30 protein-coding genes are annotated in these 26,272 nt (G+C 65.8%); 19 read left to right on the top strand and 11 right to left on the bottom strand.

What is annotated here, in order from left to right:
* Window positions 1–15 precede the first annotated feature (15 nt).
* Complete coding sequence (locus WKW79_RS14235) at window positions 16–1,887, bottom strand: feruloyl-CoA synthase (protein ID WP_340335817.1); 1,872 nt, start codon at window positions 1,885–1,887, stop codon at window positions 16–18.
* 30 nt (window positions 1,888–1,917) lie between these two features.
* A complete protein-coding gene (locus WKW79_RS14230; protein WP_340335816.1) occupies window positions 1,918–2,691 on the bottom strand; it encodes a crotonase/enoyl-CoA hydratase family protein in 774 nt (257 codons plus the stop codon).
* Between the two features lie 105 nt (window positions 2,692–2,796).
* Between WKW79_RS14230 and WKW79_RS14225 the strand changes: the two genes are divergently transcribed.
* From WKW79_RS14225 to WKW79_RS14215, 3 genes are all read left to right on the top strand, one after another.
* Entirely contained in the window at window positions 2,797–3,669 is an 873-nt protein-coding gene (locus WKW79_RS14225; protein WP_340335815.1) for an amidohydrolase family protein, read from the top strand.
* A 548-nt stretch (window positions 3,670–4,217) separates the two neighbouring features.
* On the top strand, window positions 4,218–5,768 hold the full coding sequence (locus WKW79_RS14220) for a right-handed parallel beta-helix repeat-containing protein (protein WP_340335814.1): 1,551 nt from the start codon (window positions 4,218–4,220) through the stop codon (window positions 5,766–5,768).
* A gap of 89 nt (window positions 5,769–5,857) precedes the next feature.
* Window positions 5,858–7,480 carry a right-handed parallel beta-helix repeat-containing protein gene (locus WKW79_RS14215; protein WP_340335813.1) on the top strand — a complete coding sequence of 541 codons (1,623 nt, stop codon included), beginning with the start codon at window positions 5,858–5,860 and terminating at the stop codon, window positions 7,478–7,480.
* Between the two features lie 35 nt (window positions 7,481–7,515).
* On the opposite strand, the gene kefC is transcribed toward WKW79_RS14215, so the two are convergent.
* Both kefC and kefF read right to left on the bottom strand, forming a co-directional pair.
* Entirely contained in the window at window positions 7,516–9,354 is a 1,839-nt protein-coding gene (gene kefC / locus WKW79_RS14210) for a glutathione-regulated potassium-efflux system protein KefC (RefSeq protein WP_340335812.1), read from the bottom strand.
* Entirely contained in the window at window positions 9,354–10,067 is a 714-nt protein-coding gene (gene kefF / locus WKW79_RS14205) for a glutathione-regulated potassium-efflux system oxidoreductase KefF (RefSeq protein ID WP_340335811.1), read from the bottom strand. Before kefF ends, kefC begins: the two co-directional genes overlap by 1 nt.
* Before the next feature lie 80 nt (window positions 10,068–10,147).
* Between kefF and WKW79_RS14200 the strand changes: the two genes are divergently transcribed.
* Complete coding sequence (locus tag WKW79_RS14200; protein WP_340335810.1) at window positions 10,148–10,768, top strand: nucleotide-binding protein; 621 nt, start codon at window positions 10,148–10,150, stop codon at window positions 10,766–10,768.
* Between the two features lie 62 nt (window positions 10,769–10,830).
* Entirely contained in the window at window positions 10,831–11,289 is a 459-nt protein-coding gene (locus WKW79_RS14195) for a MaoC family dehydratase (protein WP_340335809.1), read from the top strand.
* A 9-nt stretch (window positions 11,290–11,298) separates the two neighbouring features.
* Here the strand turns inward: WKW79_RS14195 and WKW79_RS14190 are convergent, their stop codons facing one another.
* From WKW79_RS14190 to WKW79_RS14175, 4 genes are all read right to left on the bottom strand, one after another.
* A complete protein-coding gene (locus tag WKW79_RS14190; protein WP_340335808.1) occupies window positions 11,299–11,625 on the bottom strand; it encodes a CcdB family protein in 327 nt (108 codons plus the stop codon).
* A gap of 1 nt (window position 11,626) precedes the next feature.
* Window positions 11,627–11,884, bottom strand: a complete 258-nt coding sequence (locus tag WKW79_RS14185) for a type II toxin-antitoxin system Phd/YefM family antitoxin (RefSeq protein WP_340335807.1) — start codon at window positions 11,882–11,884, stop codon at window positions 11,627–11,629.
* Between the two features lie 75 nt (window positions 11,885–11,959).
* Window positions 11,960–12,421: a tRNA (cytidine(34)-2'-O)-methyltransferase gene (locus WKW79_RS14180; protein WP_340335806.1), complete on the bottom strand. Its 462-nt coding sequence runs from the start codon at window positions 12,419–12,421 to the stop codon at window positions 11,960–11,962.
* Between the two features lie 25 nt (window positions 12,422–12,446).
* Complete coding sequence (locus tag WKW79_RS14175; RefSeq protein ID WP_340335805.1) at window positions 12,447–13,163, bottom strand: ComF family protein; 717 nt, start codon at window positions 13,161–13,163, stop codon at window positions 12,447–12,449.
* Between the two features lie 21 nt (window positions 13,164–13,184).
* On the opposite strand from WKW79_RS14175, the gene WKW79_RS14170 reads away from it, so the two are divergent.
* From WKW79_RS14170 to WKW79_RS14135, 8 genes are all read left to right on the top strand, one after another.
* Window positions 13,185–14,102: a methyltransferase domain-containing protein gene (locus tag WKW79_RS14170; protein WP_340335804.1), complete on the top strand. Its 918-nt coding sequence runs from the start codon at window positions 13,185–13,187 to the stop codon at window positions 14,100–14,102.
* 123 nt (window positions 14,103–14,225) lie between these two features.
* Entirely contained in the window at window positions 14,226–14,702 is a 477-nt protein-coding gene (locus tag WKW79_RS14165) for a DUF2244 domain-containing protein (protein WP_340335803.1), read from the top strand.
* A 62-nt stretch (window positions 14,703–14,764) separates the two neighbouring features.
* Window positions 14,765–15,943 carry a cytochrome c oxidase subunit II gene (gene coxB / locus WKW79_RS14160; protein WP_340335802.1) on the top strand — a complete coding sequence of 393 codons (1,179 nt, stop codon included), beginning with the start codon at window positions 14,765–14,767 and terminating at the stop codon, window positions 15,941–15,943.
* A 36-nt stretch (window positions 15,944–15,979) separates the two neighbouring features.
* Window positions 15,980–17,611, top strand: coding sequence for a cytochrome c oxidase subunit I (gene ctaD, locus WKW79_RS14155; protein WP_340335801.1), 1,632 nt, complete (start codon window positions 15,980–15,982; stop codon window positions 17,609–17,611).
* A gap of 14 nt (window positions 17,612–17,625) precedes the next feature.
* The gene (locus tag WKW79_RS14150; RefSeq protein WP_340336052.1) at window positions 17,626–17,736 is read left to right on the top strand and encodes a cytochrome oxidase small assembly protein; all 111 of its coding nucleotides are present in this window, start codon (window positions 17,626–17,628) and stop codon (window positions 17,734–17,736) included.
* Window positions 17,737–17,752: 16 nt separating this feature from the next.
* Entirely contained in the window at window positions 17,753–18,379 is a 627-nt protein-coding gene (locus tag WKW79_RS14145) for a cytochrome c oxidase assembly protein (RefSeq protein WP_340335800.1), read from the top strand.
* Between the two features lie 8 nt (window positions 18,380–18,387).
* A complete protein-coding gene (locus tag WKW79_RS14140; protein WP_340335799.1) occupies window positions 18,388–18,591 on the top strand; it encodes a DUF2970 domain-containing protein in 204 nt (67 codons plus the stop codon).
* A 46-nt stretch (window positions 18,592–18,637) separates the two neighbouring features.
* The gene (locus WKW79_RS14135) at window positions 18,638–19,519 is read left to right on the top strand and encodes a cytochrome c oxidase subunit 3 (RefSeq protein WP_340335798.1); all 882 of its coding nucleotides are present in this window, start codon (window positions 18,638–18,640) and stop codon (window positions 19,517–19,519) included.
* 77 nt (window positions 19,520–19,596) lie between these two features.
* Here WKW79_RS14135 and WKW79_RS14130 read toward each other — a convergent pair whose 3' ends face one another.
* On the bottom strand, window positions 19,597–19,827 hold the full coding sequence (locus WKW79_RS14130) for a twin transmembrane helix small protein (protein WP_340335797.1): 231 nt from the start codon (window positions 19,825–19,827) through the stop codon (window positions 19,597–19,599).
* 60 nt (window positions 19,828–19,887) lie between these two features.
* Here WKW79_RS14130 and WKW79_RS14125 point away from each other — a divergent pair, with 60 nt between their 5' ends.
* The 5 genes from WKW79_RS14125 to WKW79_RS14105 are packed head-to-tail and all read left to right on the top strand — an operon-like array spanning window position 19,888 to window position 24,087.
* The gene (locus tag WKW79_RS14125; protein WP_422823892.1) at window positions 19,888–20,643 is read left to right on the top strand and encodes an SURF1 family protein; all 756 of its coding nucleotides are present in this window, start codon (window positions 19,888–19,890) and stop codon (window positions 20,641–20,643) included.
* Window positions 20,594–21,307: a hypothetical protein gene (locus tag WKW79_RS14120; protein WP_340335796.1), complete on the top strand. Its 714-nt coding sequence runs from the start codon at window positions 20,594–20,596 to the stop codon at window positions 21,305–21,307. Before WKW79_RS14125 ends, WKW79_RS14120 begins: the two co-directional genes overlap by 50 nt.
* Complete coding sequence (locus tag WKW79_RS14115) at window positions 21,304–22,554, top strand: COX15/CtaA family protein (RefSeq protein ID WP_340335795.1); 1,251 nt, start codon at window positions 21,304–21,306, stop codon at window positions 22,552–22,554. Before WKW79_RS14120 ends, WKW79_RS14115 begins: the two co-directional genes overlap by 4 nt.
* Entirely contained in the window at window positions 22,551–23,459 is a 909-nt protein-coding gene (cyoE, locus tag WKW79_RS14110) for a heme o synthase (RefSeq protein ID WP_340335794.1), read from the top strand. The genes WKW79_RS14115 and cyoE overlap by 4 nt, the downstream gene beginning before the upstream one ends.
* 10 nt (window positions 23,460–23,469) lie before the next feature.
* Complete coding sequence (locus WKW79_RS14105) at window positions 23,470–24,087, top strand: SCO family protein (RefSeq protein ID WP_340335793.1); 618 nt, start codon at window positions 23,470–23,472, stop codon at window positions 24,085–24,087.
* Window positions 24,088–24,256: 169 nt separating this feature from the next.
* Here the strand turns inward: WKW79_RS14105 and rpoH are convergent, their stop codons facing one another.
* Window positions 24,257–25,198, bottom strand: coding sequence for an RNA polymerase sigma factor RpoH (gene rpoH, locus WKW79_RS14100; protein ID WP_340335792.1), 942 nt, complete (start codon window positions 25,196–25,198; stop codon window positions 24,257–24,259).
* Window positions 25,199–25,445: 247 nt separating this feature from the next.
* Here rpoH and WKW79_RS14095 point away from each other — a divergent pair, with 247 nt between their 5' ends.
* Window positions 25,446–25,775, top strand: a complete 330-nt coding sequence (locus WKW79_RS14095; RefSeq protein WP_340335791.1) for an FHA domain-containing protein — start codon at window positions 25,446–25,448, stop codon at window positions 25,773–25,775.
* 22 nt (window positions 25,776–25,797) lie between these two features.
* On the opposite strand, the gene WKW79_RS14090 is transcribed toward WKW79_RS14095, so the two are convergent.
* On the bottom strand, window positions 25,798–26,262 hold the full coding sequence (locus WKW79_RS14090) for an Mpo1 family 2-hydroxy fatty acid dioxygenase (RefSeq protein WP_340336050.1): 465 nt from the start codon (window positions 26,260–26,262) through the stop codon (window positions 25,798–25,800).
* Between the last annotated feature and the right edge of the window lie 10 nt (window positions 26,263–26,272).

Genomic DNA, 26,272 nt, shown 5'->3' with positions numbered 1-26,272 from the left:
TCTCCTTGGGAATGTCTATCGGGGCTTGAGGGTGTGGGGCAGCGTGTCCGCATGCAGCGCGTCGACGAGCGCGGCACGATGCTTGAGCACGGAGCGCTGGTTGATCGATCCCTTGTCGGTGACTTCGCCCTTGTCGATGGAGGGCGGCTCATCGATCAGGTAGGCGCGTGCGATGCGGTTGGCGCTGCCGGTGCTGCTGGCGGCCAGGGTGTCGAGCACCTGCTGGAAGTGCGCGCGCACCGGCGCACTGTCGAGCACTTCACGTAGCGGCGCATCGGCAGTCAGCCCGGCGAGCTTGCGCACCGCCTGCGTCGGAAAGATCAGCGCGCCGACTTCCTTCAGGTTGATGCCGGTCAGCACCACGTCCTGGATGTACGGCGTTCCGGCCGCCGTGATCTTCGCGCGCATCGGCCCCACGCTGACGAAGGTGCCGGTTGCGAGCTTGAAGTCTTCGGCGATTCGGCCATCGAAGCGCAGGCCCTTGTGGATGTCGTCGTCGTCGATCCACTTCACCGCATCGCCGGTGAGGAAGTAGCCCTCTTCATCGAAGGCCTCGGCCGTCGCTTCCGGCGCGCGCCAGTAGCCCGGCGTGATGTTCGGTCCGCGATAGCGCACCTCGGTCTTGCCGTCGATGTCGACCAGCTTGATCTCGATGCCGGCGGCAGGCAGGCCGAGGTCGCCCGAGGTTACGTTCGGCCCGGTGACGTAGAGCGCGAAAGGGCCCGACTCGGTCATGCCCAGTCCGGTGCCCATCACGATGCGCTCGCCGACCTCGGCCTCCTGCGAGCGGTGCAGGCTGTCCCAGACCGGTTGCGACAGGGCGGCGCCGGCATAGAAGAACATCTTCACACGCGAGAGCAGGTTCTTGCGCAGCACGGGGTCGACTTCCATCGCGTTGGCAATGGCCTCAAAACCGGTCGGCACGTTGAAGTACACCGTCGGCGCGATCTCGCGCAGGTTGCGCAGCGTCTCCGCCATGCCGGCGGCCGTCGGCTTGCCGTCGTCGATGTAGAGCGTGCCGCCGTTGTCCAGCACGAGGCCGACGTTGTGATTGCCGCCGAAGGTGTGGTTCCACGGCAGCCAGTCGACCAGCACCGGCGGCTCCTCGCCCAGCACCGGCATCGACTGGCGCATCTGTTGCTGGTTGGCGCACCACATGCGCTGCGTGTTGATGACCGCCTTCGGCAGCTTGGTCGAACCCGAGGTGAAGAGGAACTTGGTGATGGTGTCGGGGCCGGTCGCGGCCAGCGCGGCATCGACGGCCGGTGTCTCGGGTGTCGCGGCCAGCGCGTCGAAGGAGGTGGTGGGCCGGTCGAGCGTCCCTTCGCCGAGCACCACCTCGACATCGGCGGGCACGACCGCATCGATGGCGCGACCGAAGCGCTTCGCATCGGCAGCGAACACCAGGCCGGGTGTCAGCGTGTCCAGCACATGGCGCAGCTTGTCGAAGTCCTGGCTGACGATGGAGTAAGGCGGCGAGACGGGGCAGTAGGGCACACCGGCATAGAGACACCCGAGCGCGATCAGCGCATGCTCGATGCTGTTCTCGCTGAGGATCGCAACCGGCCGCTCGGCGCTGAGGCCACGGTCGAGCACGGCCTGCGCGATGCTGCGCGCCTTGTGCAGCGCTTCGGCATAGCTCAGGCGAATCCACTCGCCCGTGCTGCCGTTCGGCAGGCGCTCGCGGCGGGCGATGAAGGTGCGGTCTGGCGCGACCGTGGCCCAGTGCTTGAGCCGGTCCGTCATGCGGTCGACATAGGGCGCGAGCGGTGCCTCGGCCTTGAGGTAGCGCACGCCGGGGGCGCCCTCGGTCAGCACGCCGCGCGTGATGCCGAAGGCGAGCGGCCGGTAGCGCGGGACAACGGGAGTGGGTTTCGTCTCGGTCATGGTGTCATCGCGTTTACCGGTTGGAGTGACTCAGTCCTTGCTTACTTTTGCGGCGCGACCTTCAAGGAAGTCGGCGAGCCGTGTCTTCGCTTCGGGCGAGGCCTGCGCAATCCCCGCGATCAGCGATTCGGTGAAGAACCCGTGATCCGCCGGCTGCTCGGCGATGCGCGGCAGCGCATGCATCAGCGCGTAGTTGGTGAGCGGCGCGTTCTGCGCCACGCGTTGCGCCAGTTCCAGCGCCTTGTCGAAGGCCGTGCCCTCCGGCACCAGGTACTGCGCGAAGCCGGCGCGCTCGCCGTCCTCGGCGTTGTAGACGCGGCCGGTCAGCATCATGTCGGTCATGCGCGCCGCGCCGATCAGCTTGGGGATGCGCACCGAGCCGCCACCGCCCACGAAGATGCCGCGCGAGCCTTCCGGCAGCGCGTAGAAGGTGGAGGCATCTGCCACACGGATGTGACAGGCGCTCGCCAGTTCCAGCCCGCCGCCGACCACCGCGCCATGCAGCGCCGCGATCACCGGCACCGGCCCGTACTGCACCCGTTCCAGCGCCGCATGCCACATGCGCGAATGCCGCATGCCCTGTCCCGCATCGCGTTCCTGCAATTCGCTTAGGTCCAGCCCCGCGCAGAAGTGCGGGCCCTCGCCATCGATGACGGCGGCGCGAACCGTGTCGGGCAGGTTGTCGAAGGCGTCGCGCAGCGCGAGGATCAGGCCGTCCGACAAGGCATTGCGCTTGGCGGCGCGCGTCAGGCGGATGATGGCGATGTGCTCGCGAAGCTCGATGTGAAGATCGGGGTGGTTCATGATTGCGTTCCGGTGTGGCTTCGATTATGGTTATGGTTCATAACCAATTCAAGACCGCATGGGGCGCTTGAACTCGGTACTTACCCGAACCTGGAGACAAAGCCTGTGGACTACCAGAACCTGATCGCGATCGACACCCACACCCACGCCGAAGTGAGTTGCTGGAACCCTTTCGACAACTACGGCGAGGAATACGACCGCGCCGCCGACAAGTACTTCAGGTCCAACCGCCGCCCGACCATCCAGGAGAGCATCGACTACTACAGAGAGCGCAAGATCGGCCTGGTGATGTTCATGGTCGATGCCGAGTCGTTCATGGGCCGCCGCCGCATCCCCAACGAGGAGATCGCGGAGCATGCGCAGAAGAACAGCGACATGATGATCGCCTTCGCCAGCATCGATCCGCACAAGGGCAAGATGGGCGCGCGCGAGGCGCGACGGCTGGTCGAGGAGTACGGCGTCAAGGGCTTCAAGTTCCACCCGACGGTGCAGGGCTTCCACCCCTACGACAAGATGGCCTGGCCGATCTACGAGGTCATCGCCGAGTACGGCCTGCCGGCCGTGTTCCACACCGGCCACAGCGGCATCGGCTCCGGTATGCGCTGCGGCGGCGGCCTGCGCCTCGAGTACAGCAACCCGATGCACCTCGACGACGTGGCCATCGACTTCCCCGACATGCAGATCGTCATGGCCCACCCCAGTTTCCCCTGGCAGGACGAAGCCCTGAGCGTGGCCACGCACAAGCCCAATGTGTGGATCGACCTCTCGGGCTGGAGCCCGAAGTACTTCCCCAAGCAACTCGTGCAGTACGCCAACACGCTGCTGAAGGACCGTGTCCTGTTCGCGAGCGACTATCCACTGATCACGCCGGACCGGTGGCTGAAGGACTTCGAGGATGCGGGCTTCAAGCCGGAGGTGATGCCGGGGATCCTCAAGGGGAATGCGGTGCGGCTGTTGGGGTTGGACAAGGCATCCTGAGGCCGCTTTTCTCTGCTGAGAGCGCCCGGTACGCGATACGGGCCGGCCGACCCCACTGCACCGGCCGCTTCGCGGCTGCCCTGCGCTGCTCGCGTTTCGCGGGGTCTGGCTCGAACTCGCTTCGCTCAGACAATCGCCAGCCCTGATCCGCGAAACGCTGCGCTGCTCGGCGGCGCAGAGGAGGCGTCCAGCCCGTACCGCGTACCGGGCTTGGGGTAGGGCGGTCGCCTGGTCCCGTTGGGGAGGTGGCTGCCCTCACCCCGGCCCTCTCCCAGAGGGAGAGGGAGGAAGGCCGCAGCACGACCCTACCGCGTCCTTGCCCCAAATCCCGCCAATGGCGCCTTGTAGGACAACTCCACTTTCGAACGCCTGACTGATGAAATTCAGGCTCGTTTAACGATACTCACGCCCTCATTGCAAGATTGGAGTATCGTTTTATGTGTACTAAGGTTGACAGGAACGCGTCCGGTTTCGTTGCAGCAATACTTTCGGGCGCACTGTTTCTCACGGGTTGCGGTGGGGGTGGCGGAGGCGGCGGTTCGGCCGGATTGGCTGGTCTCGGAGCCCTGGCGTCGAGCACCGGCACAGCGTCGACCGGCGCGCAAGAGTCGAAGCCGGCCCGCTCGGAGTCGCTGGACACTGCGCCCGCCCTCGGTACCGTGGAACTGGCGGAACTCGGCAAGGTGCCCGGCATCGCAGGCGCAGGCGGCCCCACGCCGGGCGCAGCCTACGCCGCCAAGCCCTCCGAGGCGCCGCCCGGCTACGTCCCGCCCGTCGGCGAACTGGATGCCACGCCATCGGGCGCGGGCGTCCTGGTGATCGTGGGCTCGGGCATCGAGGTGCCGCCCGGCGCCATCCATGTCGACCAGATCAAGGACGTCCGCTGGAACACCCTGCCGCCCGGCAGCGTCGTGCGCGTCGCGCCCGGCACCTATGTCGGCACCATCGCCATCACCGCCAACGGCACGGCCGAGGCGCCCATCCGCATCCAGGCCGCGTACCGGTCGCAGATGCCTGTCGTCACCACCAGCCTCGACGTCCGGGGCGCCAGCCACCTGCGCATCAGCGGCTTCGACGTGCGGACCGTGGCCCACGGTGGCTTCGTGATCCGGCAGGGCAGCCACCACATCTCGGTGACCGACAACGTCATCCGCAACGCACCCATCGGCATCAACATCACCGAAGACCCGGGCACGAACCTCGTCATCCGCAACAACCTCATCGAGGACACCGTGTTCAGCGCCATCGGCGTGGAAGGCAATGGCGCCGACGGAGCGATGAACCTCATCACCCGCAACACCATCCGCCGCAGCGGCCACCACGGCATGGAAGTGCGCGGCTCCTGGTGGCAGATCGAGCACAACGACGTCAGCTACAGCGGCCTGACGATGCCGGGCACTTCCGGCATCCACATCTTCAGCAAGACCGCCGAGGAAGACCGGGGCGACCACAACATCGTCATCTACAACGCGAGCTATGCCAACGCCGACACCGGCGCGCACGACGGCAACGGCATCCAGACCGACCGCTGGTGCGACGACAACACCGTGGCCTTCAACCTGGTATGGGCCAATGACGGCGCGGGCATCAACGTGTACGAGTCGAAGGACAACCGCGTCTATGCGAACACCGCCATCGGCAACGCGCTGGACCCGATGCACACCCACGGCGCGCTGGCCGAGATCATGGTCGGCGCCACGCCCGAGAACAACCGCACGAGCGGCAACCTGGTGATGAACAACATCGCCGTCGCGACGCGCTCGGACGGCGCGGCGATCTACGTGGACGGCCGCGCCTTCATCCACGACAACGTCGTCGGGCCCAACCTGTTGTTCAACGCGGCCGGCGGCACGGTGGTGCGCTGGGGCGACGATATCCGCGCCGACGACGGCGCCGGCATCGATGCGGCGACAGCCACCCGTGGCAATGCGGTCCAGCGGCCTGTCTTCGTCGACCTGAACCATCCGCTGACGGGCGGTTTGCGGCTGGCGCAGGCGCCGATGGGCAATGGCGCTGCCTTGAGCGGCGTGCTCGATTTCGGCGGAGCCCCGGCACAGCCGTCGCTGGCGTACTTCGGCGCCTACTTCTTCAGTCCGTGACCGATCGGCCGGGGGTGGACATTCGGACCCATTGATCCAAAAGTTCACATCGACCCATACTCGTGGGCTCACACGGGAGGACACGGGGAATGAACATCAAGAAGATGGCGCGCACGGCGCGCTGCGTGGTATCGGTCATTGCGGGCGCGCTTTGCGTCATGGCTTGCGGAGGCGGAGGAGGCGGGGACGGCAACGCTTCGGTCTCATCACCGAGCCTCGCGGCCACCAATGCCGCGGCGGCGGCCGGTGCCGACCCCGCCGTGCAGGGCGCCTCCTTTCGAGGCGGCAAGTCGCCATCGGAAGCATTGGCGCTCGCCAAGGTCGCCGAGGTGGTTGCGGCGGAGGCCTTGCTGCCATCGCCGGACCTCATCCCCGGTTTTTCCCCCGCCCCCGAGGAAGACCCCTGGCCCTGGGCCGGCGGCCAATTGGTCGTGGTGGGATCGGGCGTCGCCGTTCCGGCCGGCGCACTCCAGGTCGCGCGGCTCCAGGACGTGCCCTGGAGCAAGCTTCCGCCCGGCAGCCTCGTGCGCATCGCGCCCGGCACCTACTCCGGCCCGCTCGCCATCACGGCCAATGGCACGGCGCAATCGCCGATCCGCATCCTGTCGGCGGACCGCAACCAGCGGCCCCTGATCCTCACCACCATCGATGTCCAGAACTCGAGCCACCTGCGCATCAGCGGAATGCAGGTCCGGCCCCAGGAGTACAGCGGCTTCGTGATCCGGCAGGGCAGCCACCACATCACGGTCAGCAACAACCTGGTGACCGGCGGGCCGATGGGCATCAACGTGACCCAGGGCGCCGGCACCGGCATCTACATCGTCAGCAACGTGATCGACCAGGCCCTGACACATGGCATCGGGATCGAAACCAATGGCGCGCCCGACGCGCAGAACGTCATCAGCCACAACACCGTGCGCCGCAGCGGGCACCACGGCATGGAGATCCGCGGCGCGTACTGGCGCGTCGAGAGAAACGACGTGAGCCTCAGTGGGCTGGCGGTGCCGGGCACTTCCGGCATCCACCTCTTCAGCGGGTCGGAGGACGAGGACAGCGGCCATCACAACGTGATCGTCTACAACATCAGCCACCACAACGTCGACACCAGCCTGCACGACGGGAACGGCATCCAGGTGGACAGCTTCTGCGATGACAACGTGGTGGCCTTCAACATCGTGCTGGGCAACGACGGACATGGCATCAACGTCTACGAGGCGCAGAACAACCTCGTCTTCGGCAACACCACGCGCGGCAACTCGATCGACCCGAACGGCAAGCACGGGGCGGTGGCCGAGATCATCGTCGGCGCCTCCAGGGCCCGCAATCGCACGCGCGGCAACATCGTGATCAACAACATCGCGATGTCCACACGCACGGTGGTGCCGGCGGTCTATGTCGACGGACGCACCTTCGTCCAGCCCAACATCATCGGACCGAACCTGCTGGTCAACGCCGCCGGCGGCACCGTGATGCGCTGGGGCGACGACATCCGCGTCAACACCTCCGCCACCATCGACGCCGCCACGCGAACCGCGGGCAACGTGGTCGAGACGCCCCTGTTCGACAACCTGGCCGCACCCCTGATCGGCGGCATGCGGCTGGCGTTGCCGCCGAAGGGCGAGGGCCTGCAGTTGAGCGGCGTCAGCGACTTCGGCGGCGCGCCGGTGCAGCCGGGCTACTCGTACTTCGGCGCTTACTTCACGCGTCGCTGAAGAAGCGGCGCGGCAGCGATCCGGGGCCGCCGGTTTCAGGGTTCCTGGCCCTGCTCCCAACCTTGTCCCGAACGCTCCCTGCGCTGCGCCCGCTCCCGCGCCATCTGCTCCTCGAACTGCTGCCGCCCTTCCTTGGCGACAGCGATGAGCTTGGCGCGGTCCTTGTAGTGCGGATAGCCCGCGTCGGTGATGCCGAGGTTGCGCTGCCGGAAACGCATGGCCGCGTGGCGTGCCTCGTGCGCCGGCCAGCCCATCACCTCCAGCACCGAGCGCCCGCTGCGCAGCGAGGACTCGAACACCTCGCGTTCGATGTGCTCCACATTGCGGTCGCGCAACTGGTAGTAGTGCGCCACGTTGCGCGCGCGCGCAATGATCTCGGCCTGCGGAAAGTGCTCGCGCACGAGGTCCACGATCTCCAGCGACTGCTCGATGTCGTCCACCGCCACCACGATCGCCTTGGCGCTGCCACCGCCGGCAATGCGCAACAGGTCCAGCCGCGTCGCGTCGCCGTAGAACACCCGGAAGCCGAATTCGCGCAGCCCCTCCACCGTGTCGGCGTCATGGTCCAGCACCGTCGGCGGCATGCTGTTGGCCAGCATCAGGCGCCCGATGATCTGGCCGTAGCGACCGAAGCCGCAGATCAGCACCTTGCCCTCCTGCTGCTCGGAGATCTCCTCCATCGCCTTGCCGCCCATCAGGTCGTAGCGCGGCAGGATGAACTTGTCGATCGCCACCAGCAGCAGCGGCGACACCAGCATCGACAGCGCCACCGCAGCGACCAGCAGCGACGCGGTTTCCGGCGGCAGCACGTTCGGCCCGGCTGCCTGGAACACCACGAAGGCGAACTCGCCCCCTTGCGCCAGCAGCAGCGAGAACACCGGCCGCTGCTGGTAGGGAATGTCCATCGCCTTGGCCAGCGCATAGATCACCACCAGCTTGATCACCATGAAGACCACCACCAGCAGGGCGATCGTCCCGGGCTGGCGCATCAGCACGCCGAAGTCGATGCTCATGCCCACGGCGATGAAGAACAGCCCGAGCAGCAGGCCCTTGAAGGGCTCGATGTCGGTCTCCAGTTCGCGCCGGTATTCGCTCTCCGCCAGCAGCACCCCGGCCAGGAAGGCCCCCAGTGCCATCGACAGGCCGATGAACTGCATCAACGCCGCGATCGCCACCACCAGCAGCAGCGACGCCGCGGTGAAGATCTCCGGCGTGTTGCTGCGAGCGATCCATCGCAGCACCGGCCGCAACGCGAGCCGCCCGCCCAGCACGATGCCACCGATCACGCCGATGATCTTGAGCGCCTGAAGCAGGCGGTCCACGCCGCCGCCCGCCGCCTCGCCGGCCACATCCCCCGCGAGCAAGGGCAGCAGCGCGAGGATCGGAATCGCGGCCACGTCCTGGAACAGCAGGATCGAGAAGCCGGCCTGCCCGCTCGATGTCTTCAGCAGGTTGCGTTCGCCGAACACCTGCAGCGCGATCGCCGTGGACGACAGCGCCAGCCCCAGCGCGCCCACCAGCGCCACGCGCCAGGTGGCGCCCATGGCCCAGCCCAGCGCGAACAGCGCCGCCGCGCAACACATCACCTGCGCGGTGCCCCAGCCGAAGATCGGCCGGCGCAGGTTCCACAGGCGCTTGGGCTCCAGTTCGAGTCCGACCAGGAACAGCATCAGCACCACGCCGAATTCGGCGAAATGCAGGATGTCCTGCACATTCGTGACGAGCCCGAACACGGTCGGACCGATCGCGATCCCGGCCACCAGGTAGCCGATGATCGAACCAAGACCGAGCCACTTCGAGACCGGCACCACGATGACCGCGGCGCCCAGGTAGATCAGCGAATTGACCAGCCAGACCGGTGCATGGTGCTCCATCAGACCGCTCCGGCCGGGCTGGGAACGACACGGGCCAGCGCGTCCTTCAGGGCCTGTACGCCCAGCTTGCCGGGGTCCTCGTGCTCGGCCGGCCGATCGGTTTCGGGCACCACGCAGGTCGGGCAGGCGTCGAGTTCGTCCATCTCGGGCCAGGCCGGGTAGCTCGCGAGCCGGTCCTTGAACACATCGACGTGCGCCATCAGTTCCTCCTGCGTCGCGCTGCGCGCCCCGTGGAAGACCAGCGGCGGCAGGAAGCGCATGCCGCAGAGCGCCGCGGTCTGCTCGTAGGGCGGCAGGAAGGCGTCGAAGAAATAGCGGTTGTAGCCCTGCGGGTGGTAGCTCGACTCCGGGCCGCCCGTGGTCGCGACCAGCCAGCAGTCCTTGCCCCGCAGCGCGCCGCCGCCCGGCCCGTAGGCCCAGCCCCAGCCCAGCACCTCGTCGAACCACAGCTTCTGCAGCGGCGGCATGGAATACCACTGGATCGGATGCAGCAGCACCAGCAGGTCGGCGCGCGCGAGGCGTTCCTGTTCCGCCTCGACGTCGATGGCGTAGTCCGGGTAACTGCCGTAGAGATCGTTCACGTCCACATCCGGCAGGCTTTGCGCCGCATGCAGCAACTTGCGGTTCACGCGCGAGTCGCGCCACTGGGGATGGGCCGCGATCACGTAGACGCGGGACGGACTTGCGGGTGAGGGGTTTGCGGTGGCCGGCATGCCGCGAACATAGCGCAATCGTGCGCGCTGCGTGGGGCACGGATAGGATGAGGACTTCTTTGCGCACCCGAGGAGACTCCATGCCGGTGGTCCTGATTGCCAACCCCAAGGGCGGTGTCGGCAAGTCGACGCTCGCGACCAACATCGCGGGCTATTTCGCCAGCCGCGGCCATGCGGTGATGCTGGGCGACGTCGATCGCCAGCAGTCGTCCGGCCTGTGGCTCAACCTGCGACCGGCCAAGGCGGCGCCCATTTCCACCTGGGAAGCGGCCGGCGAGGGCACCGTGGCCCGCCCCCCGCGCGGCACCACGCATGCGGTGCTCGACACCCCGGCCGGCCTGCATGGCTGGCGCTTCAAGGAGGTGGTGGCGCTGGCCGACCAGATCCTGGTGCCGCTGCAACCGAGCATCTTCGACATCTACGCCACCCGCGATTTCCTGCTCCGGCTGGAGTCCCAGCGCCGCGCCGACAAGTCGCGCATCGGGCTGGTCGGCATGCGCGTGGGCGCCCACACCCTGTCGGGCGACCGGCTGCGCGAGTTCGTGGCCCGGCTCGGCGTACCGATGGTGACCGAGTTGCGCGACACGCAGAACTACGTGCAACTCGCGGCGCGCGGCCTGACTCTGTTCGATATCGCGCCGGGCCGCGTCCAGCGCGACCTGGAGCAGTGGCAGCCGCTCATCCACTGGCTGGATCAGTAGATTCCCTAAACCGTCACCGCTGTTGCAGTCGCCGGGTGGGGCGGGCGGCTAGAGTTCGGGACATGAAAACCTTCCAAACCCTTCAAGATCTGGCCGCCTGCGTCGGCCAGGAAGTCGCCACCACCGACTGGATCACCATCACCCAGGAGCAGGTCAACCAGTTTGCCGAGGCGACCGGCGACCACCAATGGATCCACGTCGACGTCGAGCGCGCCAAGGCCGGCCCGTTCGGCGGCCCTATCGCCCACGGTTTCCTGACGCTGTCGCTGATCCCCAAGATCTTCGCGGAAGGGGTCGAGGTCGTGGAGTCGCGCATGGGCGTCAACTACGGCCTGAACCGCGTGCGCTTCATGACACCGGTGCCGGTCGGCGGCCGCGTGCGTGGCCGCATGAAGCTCATCTCGAGCGAGTCGATCGACGACAAGGGCAGCGTGCAGATGGTCTGGGAAGTGACCATCGACCTCGAAGGCGCGAGCAAGCCGGCCTGCGTGGCCGAATCGGTGGTCCGTCGGTTCCGCTGAGCGCGGGCGTCATCCCCAAGCGCGGGTCATCAGTTCGTCCATCGCATCGGTGATGGATTGACCTTGCTCTGCGAGTGACGCGACAACCGGCCCGAGTTGATCGATGGCGACGGAAACTGTCTGGAATGGATTGAGGACAACGTCCAAACCATCGATCTTGAAAACCGGATTGATTCGAAGCATCGAGGCCGATTGAGAGGGGGCGCTGTCACGTCTTACCAAGGGAACTACGACGCGACGTCGGTACGCATCGAAACGCGCGGACTGCACAACAACGACAAAGGGAATGCTGTCCTTCTGCTGCCCCTTGTTCCGGTGGACATCGAATTGCGCCATCTCAAAGTGTCGAATGCTCGTCGGCGAATGAGCCATGGCTGCTGTCGAATTCGTTCCATCCCGCAGCGCATGCTTCACCCCAGTCGGGCTGCGAATTTCTCCGGTGCGACTGGGTCTCCTGGAGCACTTTCATGTCTTGCGGCGAAATGATGTAAGCCGCGGGTCGTCCGTGGCGCGTGATCAGGATGGGCTCGCGCTGCGCTTCATCGAGAAGCTGTCCGAACTTGTTCTGCGCACTTACTGAAGAGATGGTGATCATTTCGCGACCTCTAAAAGTAGCTAACATGGATAGCATAGCGCGCCGTCGACCTTCGTGTCGTTCGGGCGCGATTTCTCACCCGAACCCGTTCTGCCGCCAAGCCTCGAACACCGTCACCGCCACCGCGTTCGAGAGGTTGAGGCTGCGCTGCCCCTCGCGCATCGGCAGTCGCAGCCGCTGCGTCGGCGCGAAGCTTTCGCGCAACTCCGGCGCTAGGCCGCGGGTTTCGGCACCGAACACCAGCCAGTCGCCGGCCTGGAAGGCGGTCCCGTGCACCAGCCGCGTTCCGCGTGTCGTCAGCGCGAACATGCGCTCGGCCGGCGGCCGCGCATCGTCGAGCAGCGCCTGCCAGTTCGCATGCCGCCGCACTTCGGCGTACTCGTGATAGTCGAGCCCGGCGCGCTTCAGCAGCTTGTCGTCCATCGAAAAACCCAGCGGCTCGACCAGATGCAGCGTGCAGCCGGTATTGGCGGCGAGCCGGATGACGTTGCCGGTATTGGGCGGGATCTCGGGTTCGACCAAGACAATATGGAACATTGCGCAGCGATGGTGTGAAGGGCGGCTATTGTGGAGCGCCCGTGCGCGCCAGCACCACGGCGCTGACATGCTCAGCTCCGCCGGCACGCAACACCTGCGCTGCCGCGAACAGTGAGGCGCCACTGGTCATCACGTCGTCGACCAGCACGATGCGCCGCCCTCGGACCGCGTCCGGGCGCAGCGGCTCGATCGCGAAGGCGCCACGCAGGTTGAGCAGGCGCTCGGCACGCAGCAGCCCGCTCTGGGCGGCAGTCGCACGCGTGCGCAGCAGCAGCGTGGGGTCGACCTTGGCCGGCGCGAGCCGGCGCGCCAGCTCCAGCGCCTGGTTGAATCCGCGCTCGCGCAACCGCTCCAGCGCCAAGGGCATCGGCAGCACCAGATCGCATTGTTCCAGCACCGGCTCGACCCAGGGTGCACTGCGCATCAGCGTGGCAAGCGGCGCGGCCCAACCCGCGTGGCCGTGGAACTTGAACTGCGCGATGTATTCAGGCCATGGCCATTCATAGGCACAGGCCGCCATGCAGGCGTCCAGGGGCGGGGGATTCGCCACACATTCGGCGCACTGCGTGATCCCCTCCGGCACCGGGATGGCGCAGGTGGGGCAGCGCGCGACCGGCGGCGCCAGCCGGGCCACGCAAGCGTCGCAGATCGGCCTTGCCGGCCAACTGCGGCAGACCGCGCATTGGCTGGGCAAGGCGTCGAGCAGGGCGGAGAACGGGCGCAAGGCCCGGGAGGAAAGCATGGCTCAATATACTGGCCGCCCATGGCTACCGATCCCGCACAGCGCCCGCCCACCATTGATCCAGCGGCGGCCAGCCGCTGGTCCCGCCTTGCGCCCGCGCAGGGCTCCCCCTGGCTGCACGAGGAAATCGGCCGTCGCATGGAAGACCGTCTCCAGTGGATCACCGCAAAGCCCAGGACCTGGGCAGACTGGTCGCCCCTGCGCGGCGGCCTGGAGGCCCATGCCCTGGTCGGGCGTCGCTATGCCACCGCCACCCCCTACGTGATCGAGCCCGATGCCGCACTGGCCGAGCGCACCGCCGGCCTGCTGGCCGCGCCCTGGTGGAGCGCCAGGCGCTGGCAGGCCGCGCAGCCGCGCTTCGAATCCCCGCCGGAGGACGGCGTCGATCTGCTGTGGGCCAACATGGCACTCCACATGGCTTCCGACCCAGAGGCGCTCATCAAACGCTGGCATCGCACGGTCGCGACCGACGGCTTCCTGATGTTTTCCTGCCTCGGCCCCGACACGGTGCGCGAACTGCGGGCGCTCTACGCAAGCCTGGGCTGGCCACCGGCCGGCCATGAATTCACCGACATGCACGACTGGGGCGACATGCTGGTGCACGCCGGTTTCGCCGAGCCGGTGATGGACATGGAGCGCGTCACGCTGACCTGGGCGACCCCCGAGGCCGCACTGGCCGAACTGCGCTCCCTCGGCCGCAACCTGCATCCGGCCCGCTTCGGCGCGCTGCGTGGCCGCCGGTGGCGCGCGGAACTCGGCGCCGCGCTCGCCGCCACCGCCAACAGCGGTGGCGCGGACGATGGCCGCATCTCGCTGGGCTTCGAAATCATCTACGGCCATGCCTTCAAACCGGCGCCGCGTGTCGCGCTCGCGCCAGAAAGCGCCGTTTCCCTGCGCGAGATGCGCTCCATGCTGCAGCGAGGACGCCCCGGCGCATGAAGTTGGCCCGAATCCACCCGCTACAATCCGCCGTTGCGTGAACTCGTGGGTATGGTCCCGCGACCGCGGTTCGTCAAACACCCGTTTGGCGGCTGTCGACGCACCGATTTGCCGAACTCGCCCGTGTCGAATTCCGTGTTTCGTTTTGCCACCGTCTCAGGCCAGAGCATCCACTGGTTCCTGAAGCGCAATTGCTCGGTCACGCCGAGCCAGCTGGGCTGGCTCTATGCGTCGCTGTGCATCGTGTCGCTGGGCATCGGAACGGTGTTCTGGTGGCATGGCGCGCGGCTCGTGTTGCCTTTTGCGTGGCTCGAACTGGTGGCCGTCGGTGCCGCCTTCGTGCTGTATGCGCGGCATGCGACCGATGGCGAGAAGATCGCGCTCCAGGAGGGTCGCCTGGTGGTGGAGCTTGAAAATGGCGGCCACTACGAGCGCACGGAATTTTTGCCGCACCAGGTGCGGGTCGAGCCGGAGGCCAGCGACCGTTCGCTGATCGAGGTCTCGGGGCAGGGTCGTTCGGTCAGGGTGGGGCGCTACGTGCGACCCGAGTTGCGTGCCGCGCTGGCGCGTGAGATTCGCATGGCACTGCGCGCGGCCTGAGGGGCGCGCGCAGGGCGGGCACCGGGCCAATGGGTTAACTGGTAATTGAAGAAGTACACACGATGAAGAGCATTTGGCGCAACAAGACCTGGCCGGCAACCCTGCTGCTGGCGGCCGGCGCGGTGATCAGTGGTGCTGCGAACGCAGTCGAGAACCTGCCGGGCGGCCCTTCGGTGCGCCAATTGAACCTTCCCACCGGCATCACCAAGATCGCGCAGGAACAGCATTTCCTGCACAACGCGATGATGGTCCTGTGCACGGTCATCTTCGTTGCCGTGTTCTCGGTCATGTTCTATTCGATCTGGAAGCACCGCAAGTCGGTGGGCCACAAGGCCGCCAACTTCCATGAGTCGGTCGTCGTCGAAGTCATCTGGACCATCGTTCCCTTCATCATCGTGATCCTGATGGCGCTGCCCGCCACCAAGATCCTGGTCGCGCAGAAGGACACCACCAACGCCGACCTCACCATCAAGGTCACCGGCTACCAGTGGAAGTGGGGCTACGACTACATCAAGGGCGAAGGCGAGGGCCTCGGCTTCATCTCCACGCTCGACAGCAGCCAGCGCGCCATGTCCGATGCCGGCGCCCATGGCGACGTGCCCAAGGACTATCTGTTCAAGGTCGACAATCCGCTGGTCGTCCCGGTCGACAAGAAGATTCGCATCATCACCACCGCCAACGACGTGATCCACGCCTTCGCGGTGCCGCAGTTCGGGATCAAGCAGGACGCGATTCCCGGCTTCGTGCGCGACACCTGGTTCCGTCCGGAGAAGATCGGCGATTACTACGGCCAATGCCAGGAACTGTGCGGCAAGGAACACGCCTACATGCCGATCCACGTCAAGGTCCTCCCGGCCGAGGACTACACGGCCTGGGTCGAGGACAAGAAGAAGGAAGCCGCAGCCAAGCTCGACGATCCGAACAAGGTCTGGGTGCTGCCCGACCTCCTGGCGCGGGGCGAAAAGGTCTATGCGGCCAACTGCGCGGCCTGCCACCAGGCCAACGGCAAGGGTGCCGGCCCGATCAAGCCGCTCGACGGCTCGGCCATCGTCCTGGATGCGGATCACAAGAAGCAACTGCACATCGTGCTCAACGGCGCCGGCAACGGTGCGATGCCGTCGTGGAAGGCCTTGAGCGACACCGATCTCGCGGCGGTCGCCACCTTCACGAAGAACAGCTGGTCGAATAAGACCGGTCAATTGGTCCAGCCGGCTGAAGTGCTGGCGGAGCGCGGCAAGTAAGCCCAAGCCCAAGAAGAAATTGCAAGGAAGATCGACATGAGTGCAGTCCTCGACAACCACGGGCACGCCGGCCACGCGCACGACGACCACCACGACCACCACGCCCCCACGGGCTGGCGTCGCTGGGTCTTCGCGACCAACCACAAGGACATCGGCACGCTGTATCTGCTGTTCTCGTTCACCATGCTCATGGTGGGCGGCTTGCTCGCATTGCTGATCCGCGCCGAGCTGTTCCAGCCCGGCCTGCAACTGGTCAACCCTGAACTGTTCAACCAGTTCACCACCATGCACGGCCTGATCATGGTGTTCGGCGCGATCATGCCGGCCTTCGTGGGCTTCGCGAACTGGATGATCCCGCTGCAGGTGGGCGCTTCCGACATGGCCTTCGCGCGCATGAACAACTTCAGCTTCTGGCTGCTGATCCCGGCGGCCATCATGCTGGTGGGTTCATTCTTCATGCCCGGCGGCGCGCCCGCGGCCGGCTGGACGCTCTACGCCCCGCTGACGCTGCAGATGGGCCCGTCGATGGACGCCGGCATCTTCGCGATGCACATCATGGGCGCCTCGTCCATCATGGGCTCGATCAACATCATCGTGACCATCCTCAACATGCGCGCCCCGGGCATGACGCTGATGAAGATGCCGATGTTCTGCTGGACCTGGCTCATCACCGCCTACCTCCTGATCGCCGTGATGCCCGTGCTCGCCGGCGCCATCACCATGACGCTGACGGACCGCCACTTCGGCACCAGCTTCTTCAACCCCGCCGGCGGCGGCGACCCGGTGATGTACCAGCACATCTTCTGGTTCTTCGGCCACCCCGAGGTCTACATCATGATCTTGCCGGCCTTCGGCATCGTGAGCCAGATCGTCCCGGCCTTCGCCCGCAAGAAGCTGTTCGGCTACGCCTCGATGGTGTACGCCACCTCGTCGATCGCCATCCTGTCCTTCATCGTGTGGGCGCACCACATGTTCACGACCGGCATGCCGCTCACCGGCCAGCTGTTCTTCATGTACGCAACCATGCTGATCGCGGTGCCGACGGCGGTGAAGGTGTTCAACTGGATCGCGACCATGTGGCAGGGCTCGATGACCTTCGAGACGCCGATGCTGTTCGCCGTGGGCTTCATCTTCGTGTTCACCATGGGCGGCTTCACCGGCCTGATCCTGGCCGTCGCCCCGATCGACACGCAGTTGCAGGACACCTACTACGTCGTGGCCCACTTCCACTACGTGCTGGTCGCCGGCTCGCTCTATGCGATGTTCGCCGGCTACTACTACTGGTCGCCGAAGTGGACCGGCGTGATGTACAACGAGACGCGTGGCAAGGTCCACTTCTGGTGGTCGCTGATCTCGTTCAACGTCACGTTCTTCCCGATGCACTTCCTTGGCCTGGCCGGCATGCCGCGTCGCTATGCCGACTACCCGATGCAGTTCGCCGACTTCAATGCGGTGGCCTCGATCGGTGCGCTGTTCTTCGGTCTGGCGCAGGTGTACTTCTTCTTCTTCATCGTGCTGCCGACCATGCTCGGCAAGGGCGAGAAGGCTTCGCAGAAGCCGTGGGAAGCCGCTGAAGGCCTGGAGTGGGAAGTGCCTTCGCCGGCGCCTTTCCATACCTTCGAAACGCCGCCGCGCCTCGACCCGACCGCCACCAAGGTGATCGGTTGAAGCAGGCCCACGTGATGACACCGGAACAGAAGAAGGCCAACCGCCGCATGGGGCTCACGCTGGCCTCCATCGCGCTGCTGTTCTTCATCGGGTTCATCGTCCGCATGGTCTACATGGGCCGTTGAGCACGCGCCCCATTCCATGAGCATCGCCCAACGCATTCGTCGCGCCAATGTCCAGATGGTGGGCAAGCTCGCCATCGTGGCGGCGGGCATGTTCGCGTTCGGCTATGCGCTGGTGCCGCTGTACCGCGCGATCTGTGAGATGACCGGGATCAACATCCTGGCGCTGTCGGAACTGGAAGTGCCCGGTGGCGCGAAGGGCGGCAAGGACGTCAAGCTGCCCGCCAACACGCAGGTCGACAGGACCCGAACCATCACTGTGGAATTCGACGCCAACGTGCGCGGCGCCCTCTGGGACTTCAAGCCCGGCAAGGGCTCGATGGAAGTGCACCCCGGCGAACTGAACACGGTGATGTACGAATTCCAGAACGTCCAGAATCGCCGCATGGCGGCGCAGGCCATTCCGAGCTACGCGCCGCAGCAGGCCGCGCCGTACTTCAACAAGTTGGAGTGCTTCTGCTTCAACCAGTACACGCTCGATGCGGGCGAGAAGAAGCAGTGGCCGGTGGCCTTCGTGATCGACCCGAAGATCTCGAAGGACGTGAAGACCATCACCTTGTCGTACACCTTCTTCGAGGTGGGCGGCAAGACCCCGGCGGCGCCGACGGCTGCCGCGCCGCAATTGCAAGTCGAGCCGAAATCGTGAGCGTCGCCGTGGAACCTGTCCAACGCAAGGGCTCCCTGCTGCGCACCGTGAAGGCGGTGGCCTGGGGCTTCTTCGGCGTGCGCAAGAACAGCGCGTACCAGGAAGACATCGCCAGGCTCACGCCGCTGCACATCATCGCGGTCGGGCTCGTGGCCGTGGCCTTGTTCGTGATCGGCCTGATCGTGCTGGTCAAGTTCGTGGTCGCGCCCTGACCCGCAGAAGAAGATTTGAATCGAGAGAAGAAAGCCAGGACCTGATATGAGTTCACCCACCCACGGCGCCACGCCCTATTACTTCGTGCCCGGCCCCTCGGCCTATCCGGTCATGGCCGCGACGGGGCTGCTTTTCGTGATCCTTGGCGCGGCCCAGTGGATCAACGGCCACGGCTGGGGCGCCTGGTCGCTGCTGGCGGGCATGATCATCTGGCTCGGCACGCTGTTCGTCTGGTTCCGCACCTCCATCCACGAGAGCGAAGGCGGGCAGTACGGCCACAAGGTCGACTTGTCCTTCCGCTGGAGCATGAGCTGGTTCATCTTCTCGGAGGTGATGTTCTTCGGTGCCTTCTTCACGGCGCTATGGTGGACCCGCACGCACTCGCTGCCCGCGCTCGGCAGCTTGGACAACGCCCTGCTCTGGCCCGGCTTCAAGGCGGTCTGGCCCAGCGTGGCGGCAGGCTTCACCGGCTCGCCCGCCGATATCGTGGAGCCCTTCCAAACCGTCGGCCCGTTCTGGCTGCCGACCATCAACACGGCGCTCCTGCTGAGCTCCGGCGTGACGCTCACGATCGCCCACCATGCGCTGCGCGCCAACCATCGCGCCCAGTGCATCCGCTTCATGATCGTGACCGTGATCCTGGGCCTGCTGTTCCTGGGCGTGCAGGGCTATGAATACCATCACCTGTACACCGACTTGAACCTCAAGCTGAATTCGGGCGCCTATGGCTCGACCTTCTTCATGCTGACCGGCTTCCACGGCTTCCACGTGTTCATCGGCATGCTGATGCTGTTGTTCATCACCATTCGTTTGATGAACGGCAACTTCACGCCCGACCGTCACTTCGGCTTCGAAGGCGCGGCCTGGTACTGGCACTTCGTGGACGTGGTCTGGCTGGGCCTCTACATGCTGGTGTACTGGCTTTGATGGCACTGGACGGCACCATCAAGAAGCGCCGCAAGGCGCTTTTTTCATGGCTGGGCGGCCACTCGGACCGTCCGGACCTATCGGGTGACCGGAAGGCCCCCTGGCTGGATGTAGCCCAGCTTCCAGGCCAGCAGGATGCAGAGGAACAAAATCACCGACAAGGCGATCCGAACGGTGAGCGCGCGCGCCATTCCACCGGACTTGGCGCGCCCGTCGCGACCGTCCTTCAGCATGAAGTACAGCGCGAATCCGAGGCTCGCCAGGATGCCGGCAAAGGCGAGGGCGACGACATATTTCATGACTCTCATTATCGGCCGACTGCGCCGTCCAGTCCCTTGAACACAAGCTCCCTCCAAGCCGTGCCTCCGCTGCGGCGCGGTCGCTTCTGGCTGGTCACGGTCGTCACCGTGCTCACATTTGCAGCGACCCTGTCGCTGGGGGAATGGCAACTCTCGCGCGCCGCGCAAAAGGAAGCGCTCCAGGCCGCGATCGAGGCGCAGAAGACACAGCCGCCCCTCGGCCAGCAGGACTTCCTGGCCATGGCCAAGCCGGCCGAGGTCATGCATCGCCCGGTGCACCTGCGCGGCTTGTGGCTGGCGCCGCAAACGGTCTACCTGGACAACCGCCAGATGGGCGGCGTGCCCGGCTTCTACGTCGTCACGCCCTTCGCCATCGAAGGCAGCCAGCAGACGGTGATGGTGCAGCGCGGCTGGATCCAGCGCAATTTCGAGGACCGCACGAAATTGCAGCCCGTGCAGACGCCCCCCGGCCTGGTCGAACTCGACGCCCGCATCGAACCCCCGCCCTCGCACCTGCTGGAGTTGGGCAAGACGCCCGAGCCGGCCGCAACGACCGTGGAATCGCCGGGTTCATCGCCCATCCGGCAAAATCTCGATCTCGAAGCGTTCAAGGCAGAAAGCAAGCTGCCCCTGCGCACCGATGTCTCGCTGCAACAGACCGGTGCGGCTTCCGAAGGACTTCAGCGCAATTGGCCGGCGCCGGCGTTCGGCATCGAAAAACATTACGGCTACGCCTTCCAGTGGTTCGGCCTCGCGGCCCTCGTCACCATCCTCTATGTCTGGTTCCAAATTGTTGCCCCGTTCCGCCGTGCCCGCCGCGGCTGACGAGCCGCTCGGCCTGACCGTGCACTCGATGCCGTCGCCGCAGGCGCTGGGCGCCGAGGCTGGCCGGCGTACTGTCTCGGGCCGCTGGAAGATGATCGCGGTGATGCTGATGTGCGCGGCGCCTGTCATCGCGTCCTACTTCACCTACTACGTGATCCGTCCGGAGGGGCGCAGCGTCTACGGCGAACTGATCGAACCGCAACGCACGGTGCCGGAGGTCAAGGCGCTCACGCGCAACGGCGTGTCGGTGCCCTTGTCAACGCTCAAGGGGCAGTGGCTGATCGTGGCCGTGGCCGATGCCGCCTGCGATGCCTTGTGCGAACAGCAGCTCTATCTGCAGCGCCAGTTGCGCGAAAGCCTCGGGCGCGAGAAGGACCGCGTCGACCGCGTCTGGTTGATCAGCGATGCCGGTGCACCACCCGCGCGCCTGGACAACGGCTTGCGCGGCGCCACGGTGCTGCGCGTGCCGCCCGCGCAGTTGTCGCAATGGCTGCAACCCGCATCGGGCCACGATCTGGCCGAACACCTCTACGTGGTCGACCCGATGGGCAATTGGATGATGCGTTTCCCGGCTCGCATGGATGCCGCAGGTGCTTCACGTGCCAAGCGCGACCTCGAGCGCCTGCTGCGCGCTTCCGCTTCCTGGGACGAGCCGGGCCGATGATGCCGACGACCGCGCCCTACGACCTGACGCCGATCGCCTGGCTCATGGGTGCCGGCGTGCTGATCGCGCTCGGCCCGCTGCTGTGGGTCTGGCGTCGCAGCGCGGGCCATGGCGTGGCGCGGCGGCTCCATGCGCTCACCATCCTCACGCTGTTCCTGACCTTCGACCTGACGCTGTTCGGCGCTTTCACCCGGCTCACGGATTCCGGCCTCGGCTGCCCCGACTGGCCCGGCTGCTACGGCAATGCCAGCCCGATGGGCGCACGGCATGAAATCGCGATGGCGCAATCCATCCAGCCGACCGGCCCCGTGACGCACGGCAAGGCCTGGATCGAGATGGTGCACCGCTACCTGGCCACCGGCGTCGGCGTGTTGATCGTCGTGCTGGCCGTGCTCACGTTCATCGCATGGCGCCAGCAACGCAGGCAGCCCCTCGCCGGTCCGCAACATGCGACCTTGCGGCCAGCGTGGCCCTTCGTGACGCTGGTGTGGGTCTGCCTGCAAGGGGCCTTCGGCGCGCTCACGGTGACCATGAAGCTCTATCCGGCGATCGTCACGTTGCATCTGCTCGGAGCGATCGTGCTGCTGTCGCTGCTTTGCATGCAGGCCGTGCGCTACCAGCAGGCGGCCAGCGACCGGTTGCCGACCGCCTTGCCCGGCGCCTTGCGCAGCCTGCTGGTCGCGACCAGCCTGTTGCTCGGTCTCCAGATCGCGCTGGGCGGCTGGGTCAGCACCAATTACGCAGTGCTCGCCTGCACGCAGTTCCCGACGTGCCAGGACAGTTTGTGGCCGCCGATGAACTTCGCGCAAGGCTTCGAGATCTGGCGCGCGCTGGGCGTGACCGGCGAGGGCAACCCGGTTGATTTTTCGGCGCTGACCGCGATTCACTATGTGCACCGGTTGATGGCATATGTCGTCTTCGTCGCGATCGGCGCGCTTGCGTGGCGCTTGCGTGCCGTGCCCGCGCTGCGTGCGCAGTCGAACTGGCTGGCCGGCCTGGCGCTGCTGCAACTGGCCACCGGTCTCGGCAATGTGTTGCTCGGTTGGCCGCTTCTGGCAGCCCTGCTTCATACCGGCGGTGCGGCGGCGCTGGCCGTGGTGCTGGTCTGGACCTTGTGTGAAAGCCGGCGTGCACCCGCGGCGGTGTCGCAGGGCGTCGCGGGTCCGGTGCACGATCCCGGCAACATCGGTGCGGGGCGCCACCGGCAAGCGCCCACCGCGGCGCGCAATGCAGAACTGACCCCATGAGCACCCCCGTCCCCGTCCATCAAACCGCCAGCACCGCCAGCGTGCTGCGCCAGTTCTACGCGCTGACCAAGCCGCGCGTGGTGCAACTCATCGTCTTCTGCGCTTTCATCGGCATGGTCTTGGCGGTGCCCGGCGTGCCGGGATGGGCCGAGGTGCAGCGCGCCCTGCTCGCCTGTGCCGGCATCTGGCTCGTGGCCGGTGCGGCCGCGGCGTTCAACTGCCTCGTCGAAAAGGGCATCGACGCCAAGATGAAGCGCACCGCCTGGCGACCGACCGCGCGCGGCCAGTTGAGCGACCGCCAGGCCCTCGTCTTCTCGGCCTTGCTGTGCGCCGCGGGCTCGGCGCTGCTGTGGTTCACAGTGAACCCGCTGACCATGTGGCTGACTTTCGCCACCTTCGTGGGTTATGCGGTGATCTACACCGTGATCCTGAAGCCGCTGACGCCGCAGAACATCGTCATCGGCGGCGCTTCTGGTGCGATGCCGCCGGTGCTTGGCTGGGCTGCGATTCGCGGTGACGTCGGGCCGGAGGCACTGATCCTGTTCCTCATCATCTTCCTGTGGACCCCGCCGCATTTCTGGGCGCTGGCGCTCTACCGCGTCGAGGACTATCGCAAGGCCGGCCTTCCGATGCTGCCGGTCACGCACGGCAACGAGTTCACTCGACTGCAAGTGCTGCTCTACACCTTTATCCTGTTCGCCGCCTGCCTGATGCCCTTCATCTACGGGATGAGCGGCTGGTTGTACTTGGCGGTGGCGGTGGGCGTGAGCATCGGCTTCACCGGCTATGCGTTCGCGCTTTGGCGCAACTATTCGGACCAGCTGGCGCGCAAGACCTTCCGCTTTTCCCTGATTCACCTGAGCGTGCTGTTTGCGGCACTGCTGGTCGATCACTATTTGATTTGAGCCCGAGCACATGAACAAGCGAAATGCCATCAAGTGGATTGCCGCAGGCGCCGGCTGGACGGCGATGGCAGGCGCCTCGGGCCTGGGTCTCGCGGCCTGTAGCGAGAACAAGCCCAGCTTCAATGCGGTCGACCTCACGGGTGCCGACTATGCCAAGGACTTCAAGCTGACCGACGCCGACGGCAAGGAGCGGACCCTGGCCGACTTCAAGGGCAAGGTGGTCGTCCTGTTCTTCGGCTACGCGCAGTGCCCCGATGTGTGTCCTACGACCATGACCGAGATGTCGCAGGTCAAGCAGCAGCTCGGCAAGGATGGCGACAAGCTGCAGGTGGTGTTCATCACGGTCGACCCGGCGCGCGACACGCCGGCCGTGATGAAGGCCTACATGGGCGCCTTCGATCCCGGCTTCGTCGCGCTGATCCCGACGCCCGAGCAACTCGCGGCGGTCACGAAGGACTTCAAGGTCTACTACAAGAAGGTAGAAGGCAAGACGCCGACGAGCTACTCCATGGATCACTCGGCGGCCAGTTATGTCTACGACACGCAGGGTCGCTTGCGCCTGTATGCCCGCTACGGCGCGGGTGTGGCGCCGATGGTCGCGGACATCCAGGCCTTGCTGAAGTCCTGATACGACTTCGCAGTCAACCGCATAGCTGCGTTGGATCGCCTTGCCGTGCTACAGCACTGTCTGCGGCGCTCCGCCTTGCTCTGCGATTGATTGCAAAGCCGTACGAGCCGCGCACCGCCCAAGAAAAAGCCCGGCACGCGGCCGGGCTTGGTCAAGAAGACGTGGCTTTTCAGGCAAAGCTCGCCAGCGACTTCTTCATCTTCTTCATCGCCGCCACTTCGATCTGGCGAATGCGCTCGGCGCTCACGCCGTAGTCGGCGGCCAGTTCGTGCAGCGTCATGCCGCCCGAGCCGTCGTCGTTGACCTTGAGCCAGCGCTCTTCCACGATGCGGCGGCTGCGGTCGTCCAGGGCTTCGAGGGCGGACGTGATGCCGTCGCTCGATAGGCGGTCACGTGCGCGCATCTCGAGTTGCGCGGTCGGCTCCTGCGTGGCGTCGGCCAGGTAGGCGATCGGGCCGAAGGCGTCGTCGCCGTCGTCGGACGGGCTCGGGTCGAGCAGGATGTCGCCGCCCGAGAGGCGGGTTTCCATCTCCAGCACTTCCTCGCGCTTGACGTTCAGCCTGGCCGCGACTTGGCCCACCTCGTCGGCGCTCAGCGTTTCGCGGTGCGTGTCGGCGTCGATCGCAGCCGAATCTGCCTTGAAACCCTGCTTCATGGACCGCAGGTTGAAGAACAGCTTGCGCTGGGCCTTGGTCGTCGCGACCTTGACCATGCGCCAGTTCTTCAGGATGTATTCGTGGATCTCGGCCTTGATCCAGTGCATGGCGTAGCTCACCAGTCGCACGCCCTGGTCGGGGTCGAAGCGCTTCACGGCCTTCATCAGGCCCACGTTGCCCTCCTGGATCAGGTCGCCGTGGGGCAGGCCATAGCCGAGGTATTGGCGGGAGATGGAGACGACCAGGCGCAGGTGCGACAGCACCAACGCGCCCGCGGCCTCCAGGTCATTGTTGTCGCGCAGCTTGCGTGCGTAGCCCTGCTCTTCATCGAGCGTGAGCAGCGGCAGCCGGTTGGCGACCGAGATATAGGCGTCGAGATTGCCAAGCGGCGGAACGACGGACCACGGGTTCGCGACCGCGAGTGACTTGGCAGAGACTCCAGACAGTGCTGTCATTGAGGAAGCTCCTTTCATTCGGGACATATTAGCACTCGGTTAGAGGGAGTGCTAAGCACAGGGTTCCCCCTGATCCCTATCGAACCGATAGTTTTATTGATGGCCGTGCGTTCTTACCAGATTACATAAACACACATTTACGTTGCGTACATGTATCAAAAAGGACTAAATGCTAAAATGTTACTTATAGTTAATTGAACGCTAGCGGCACATTTTCCTGACCGCCCGAGCCGAACGAGAACCTGCCATGGCCCGCCTGCTGCTGATGACGAAAACCAGTTCGCCCAAGCAAATCGAACTGACCGATGAACGCGTCCTGATCGGGCGCGACGCCACCAACGACCTCCAGATCGATCGTCCGCGCGTGAGCCGCCATCATGCCGAGTTGCGCACCGAAGGCGCCACCACCTGGGTGATTGACCTCGCCAGCAGCAACGGCACTTTCGTCAACGGCCACAAGGTCCAGCACCGCGTCCTGCGCCATGGCGACGTGATGCGCATCGGGGATATCGAACTGCGCTACCTCAATCGCCCGGGCGCCTACGCCCCTGAGAGGGAATTGACCCTCGCCGAATGACCGGCCGGGGCTGCGAAAAAGACTACCAGCGCACGCCCAGCCGTTCGTAGATCCGCGTCACCACGAACAGCGGACCGACCCAGAGGTACTGGATGTCCTCGAAGAACGATGGCTTCCGGCCTTCGATCTTGTGGCCGATGAACTGGAAGATCCAGGCGACCACGAACAGCGCGACGCAAACCGGCACGAGTTGCTCTCCGAGCGCACGCAGCACCGCCACAACGGCCACCGTGCCCAGGGCCATCGTGACCCACAGGACCGTCGAACGCAGCATCGCGTAGTAGACCAGGCTGGCCCCGATGAACGCATAGGCGACCCAGGGGTGCAGCGCATAGAGCAGCCCGACGATGCTCAGCAGGATGGCCGGGATCGCGATGAAGTGAATCAGCTCGTTGGTCGGGTTGCGATGGCTCTCGCCATAGTGGGCGAGCAGTCGGTCGAGCTTGCGCTCAGTGCCCGCCAAGGGCGCGTGGGCCGTGTTCATGATTGTCTCCAAT

The sequence above is a fragment of the Variovorax robiniae genome (assembly GCF_037889955.1).
GTDB classification, from domain to species: domain Bacteria; phylum Pseudomonadota; class Gammaproteobacteria; order Burkholderiales; family Burkholderiaceae_C; genus Variovorax; species Variovorax robiniae.
Note: the sequence above shows the minus strand (reverse complement) of the source record. Positions and strands in the feature narration are given on the sequence as shown.

Coding starts and splice junctions, on each gene's coding strand:
- WKW79_RS14235 (WP_340335817.1), bottom strand. CDS start 1,887: ATGACCGAGACGAAACCCACTCCCGTTGTCCCGCGCTACCGGCCGCTC.
- WKW79_RS14230 (WP_340335816.1), bottom strand. CDS start 2,691: ATGAACCACCCCGATCTTCACATCGAGCTTCGCGAGCACATCGCCATC.
- WKW79_RS14215 (WP_340335813.1), top strand. CDS start 5,858: ATGAACATCAAGAAGATGGCGCGCACGGCGCGCTGCGTGGTATCGGTC.
- kefC (WP_340335812.1), bottom strand. CDS start 9,354: ATGGAGCACCATGCACCGGTCTGGCTGGTCAATTCGCTGATCTACCTG.
- kefF (WP_340335811.1), bottom strand. CDS start 10,067: ATGCCGGCCACCGCAAACCCCTCACCCGCAAGTCCGTCCCGCGTCTAC.
- WKW79_RS14200 (WP_340335810.1), top strand. CDS start 10,148: ATGCCGGTGGTCCTGATTGCCAACCCCAAGGGCGGTGTCGGCAAGTCG.
- WKW79_RS14195 (WP_340335809.1), top strand. CDS start 10,831: ATGAAAACCTTCCAAACCCTTCAAGATCTGGCCGCCTGCGTCGGCCAG.
- WKW79_RS14190 (WP_340335808.1), bottom strand. CDS start 11,625: ATGGCGCAATTCGATGTCCACCGGAACAAGGGGCAGCAGAAGGACAGC.
- WKW79_RS14185 (WP_340335807.1), bottom strand. CDS start 11,884: ATGATCACCATCTCTTCAGTAAGTGCGCAGAACAAGTTCGGACAGCTT.
- WKW79_RS14180 (WP_340335806.1), bottom strand. CDS start 12,421: ATGTTCCATATTGTCTTGGTCGAACCCGAGATCCCGCCCAATACCGGC.
- WKW79_RS14175 (WP_340335805.1), bottom strand. CDS start 13,163: ATGCTTTCCTCCCGGGCCTTGCGCCCGTTCTCCGCCCTGCTCGACGCC.
- WKW79_RS14170 (WP_340335804.1), top strand. CDS start 13,185: ATGGCTACCGATCCCGCACAGCGCCCGCCCACCATTGATCCAGCGGCG.
- coxB (WP_340335802.1), top strand. CDS start 14,765: ATGAAGAGCATTTGGCGCAACAAGACCTGGCCGGCAACCCTGCTGCTG.
- ctaD (WP_340335801.1), top strand. CDS start 15,980: ATGAGTGCAGTCCTCGACAACCACGGGCACGCCGGCCACGCGCACGAC.
- WKW79_RS14150 (WP_340336052.1), top strand. CDS start 17,626: ATGACACCGGAACAGAAGAAGGCCAACCGCCGCATGGGGCTCACGCTG.
- WKW79_RS14145 (WP_340335800.1), top strand. CDS start 17,753: ATGAGCATCGCCCAACGCATTCGTCGCGCCAATGTCCAGATGGTGGGC.
- WKW79_RS14135 (WP_340335798.1), top strand. CDS start 18,638: ATGAGTTCACCCACCCACGGCGCCACGCCCTATTACTTCGTGCCCGGC.
- WKW79_RS14130 (WP_340335797.1), bottom strand. CDS start 19,827: ATGAGAGTCATGAAATATGTCGTCGCCCTCGCCTTTGCCGGCATCCTG.
- WKW79_RS14120 (WP_340335796.1), top strand. CDS start 20,594: ATGTCTGGTTCCAAATTGTTGCCCCGTTCCGCCGTGCCCGCCGCGGCT.
- WKW79_RS14115 (WP_340335795.1), top strand. CDS start 21,304: ATGATGCCGACGACCGCGCCCTACGACCTGACGCCGATCGCCTGGCTC.
- cyoE (WP_340335794.1), top strand. CDS start 22,551: ATGAGCACCCCCGTCCCCGTCCATCAAACCGCCAGCACCGCCAGCGTG.
- WKW79_RS14105 (WP_340335793.1), top strand. CDS start 23,470: ATGAACAAGCGAAATGCCATCAAGTGGATTGCCGCAGGCGCCGGCTGG.
- rpoH (WP_340335792.1), bottom strand. CDS start 25,198: ATGACAGCACTGTCTGGAGTCTCTGCCAAGTCACTCGCGGTCGCGAAC.
- WKW79_RS14095 (WP_340335791.1), top strand. CDS start 25,446: ATGGCCCGCCTGCTGCTGATGACGAAAACCAGTTCGCCCAAGCAAATC.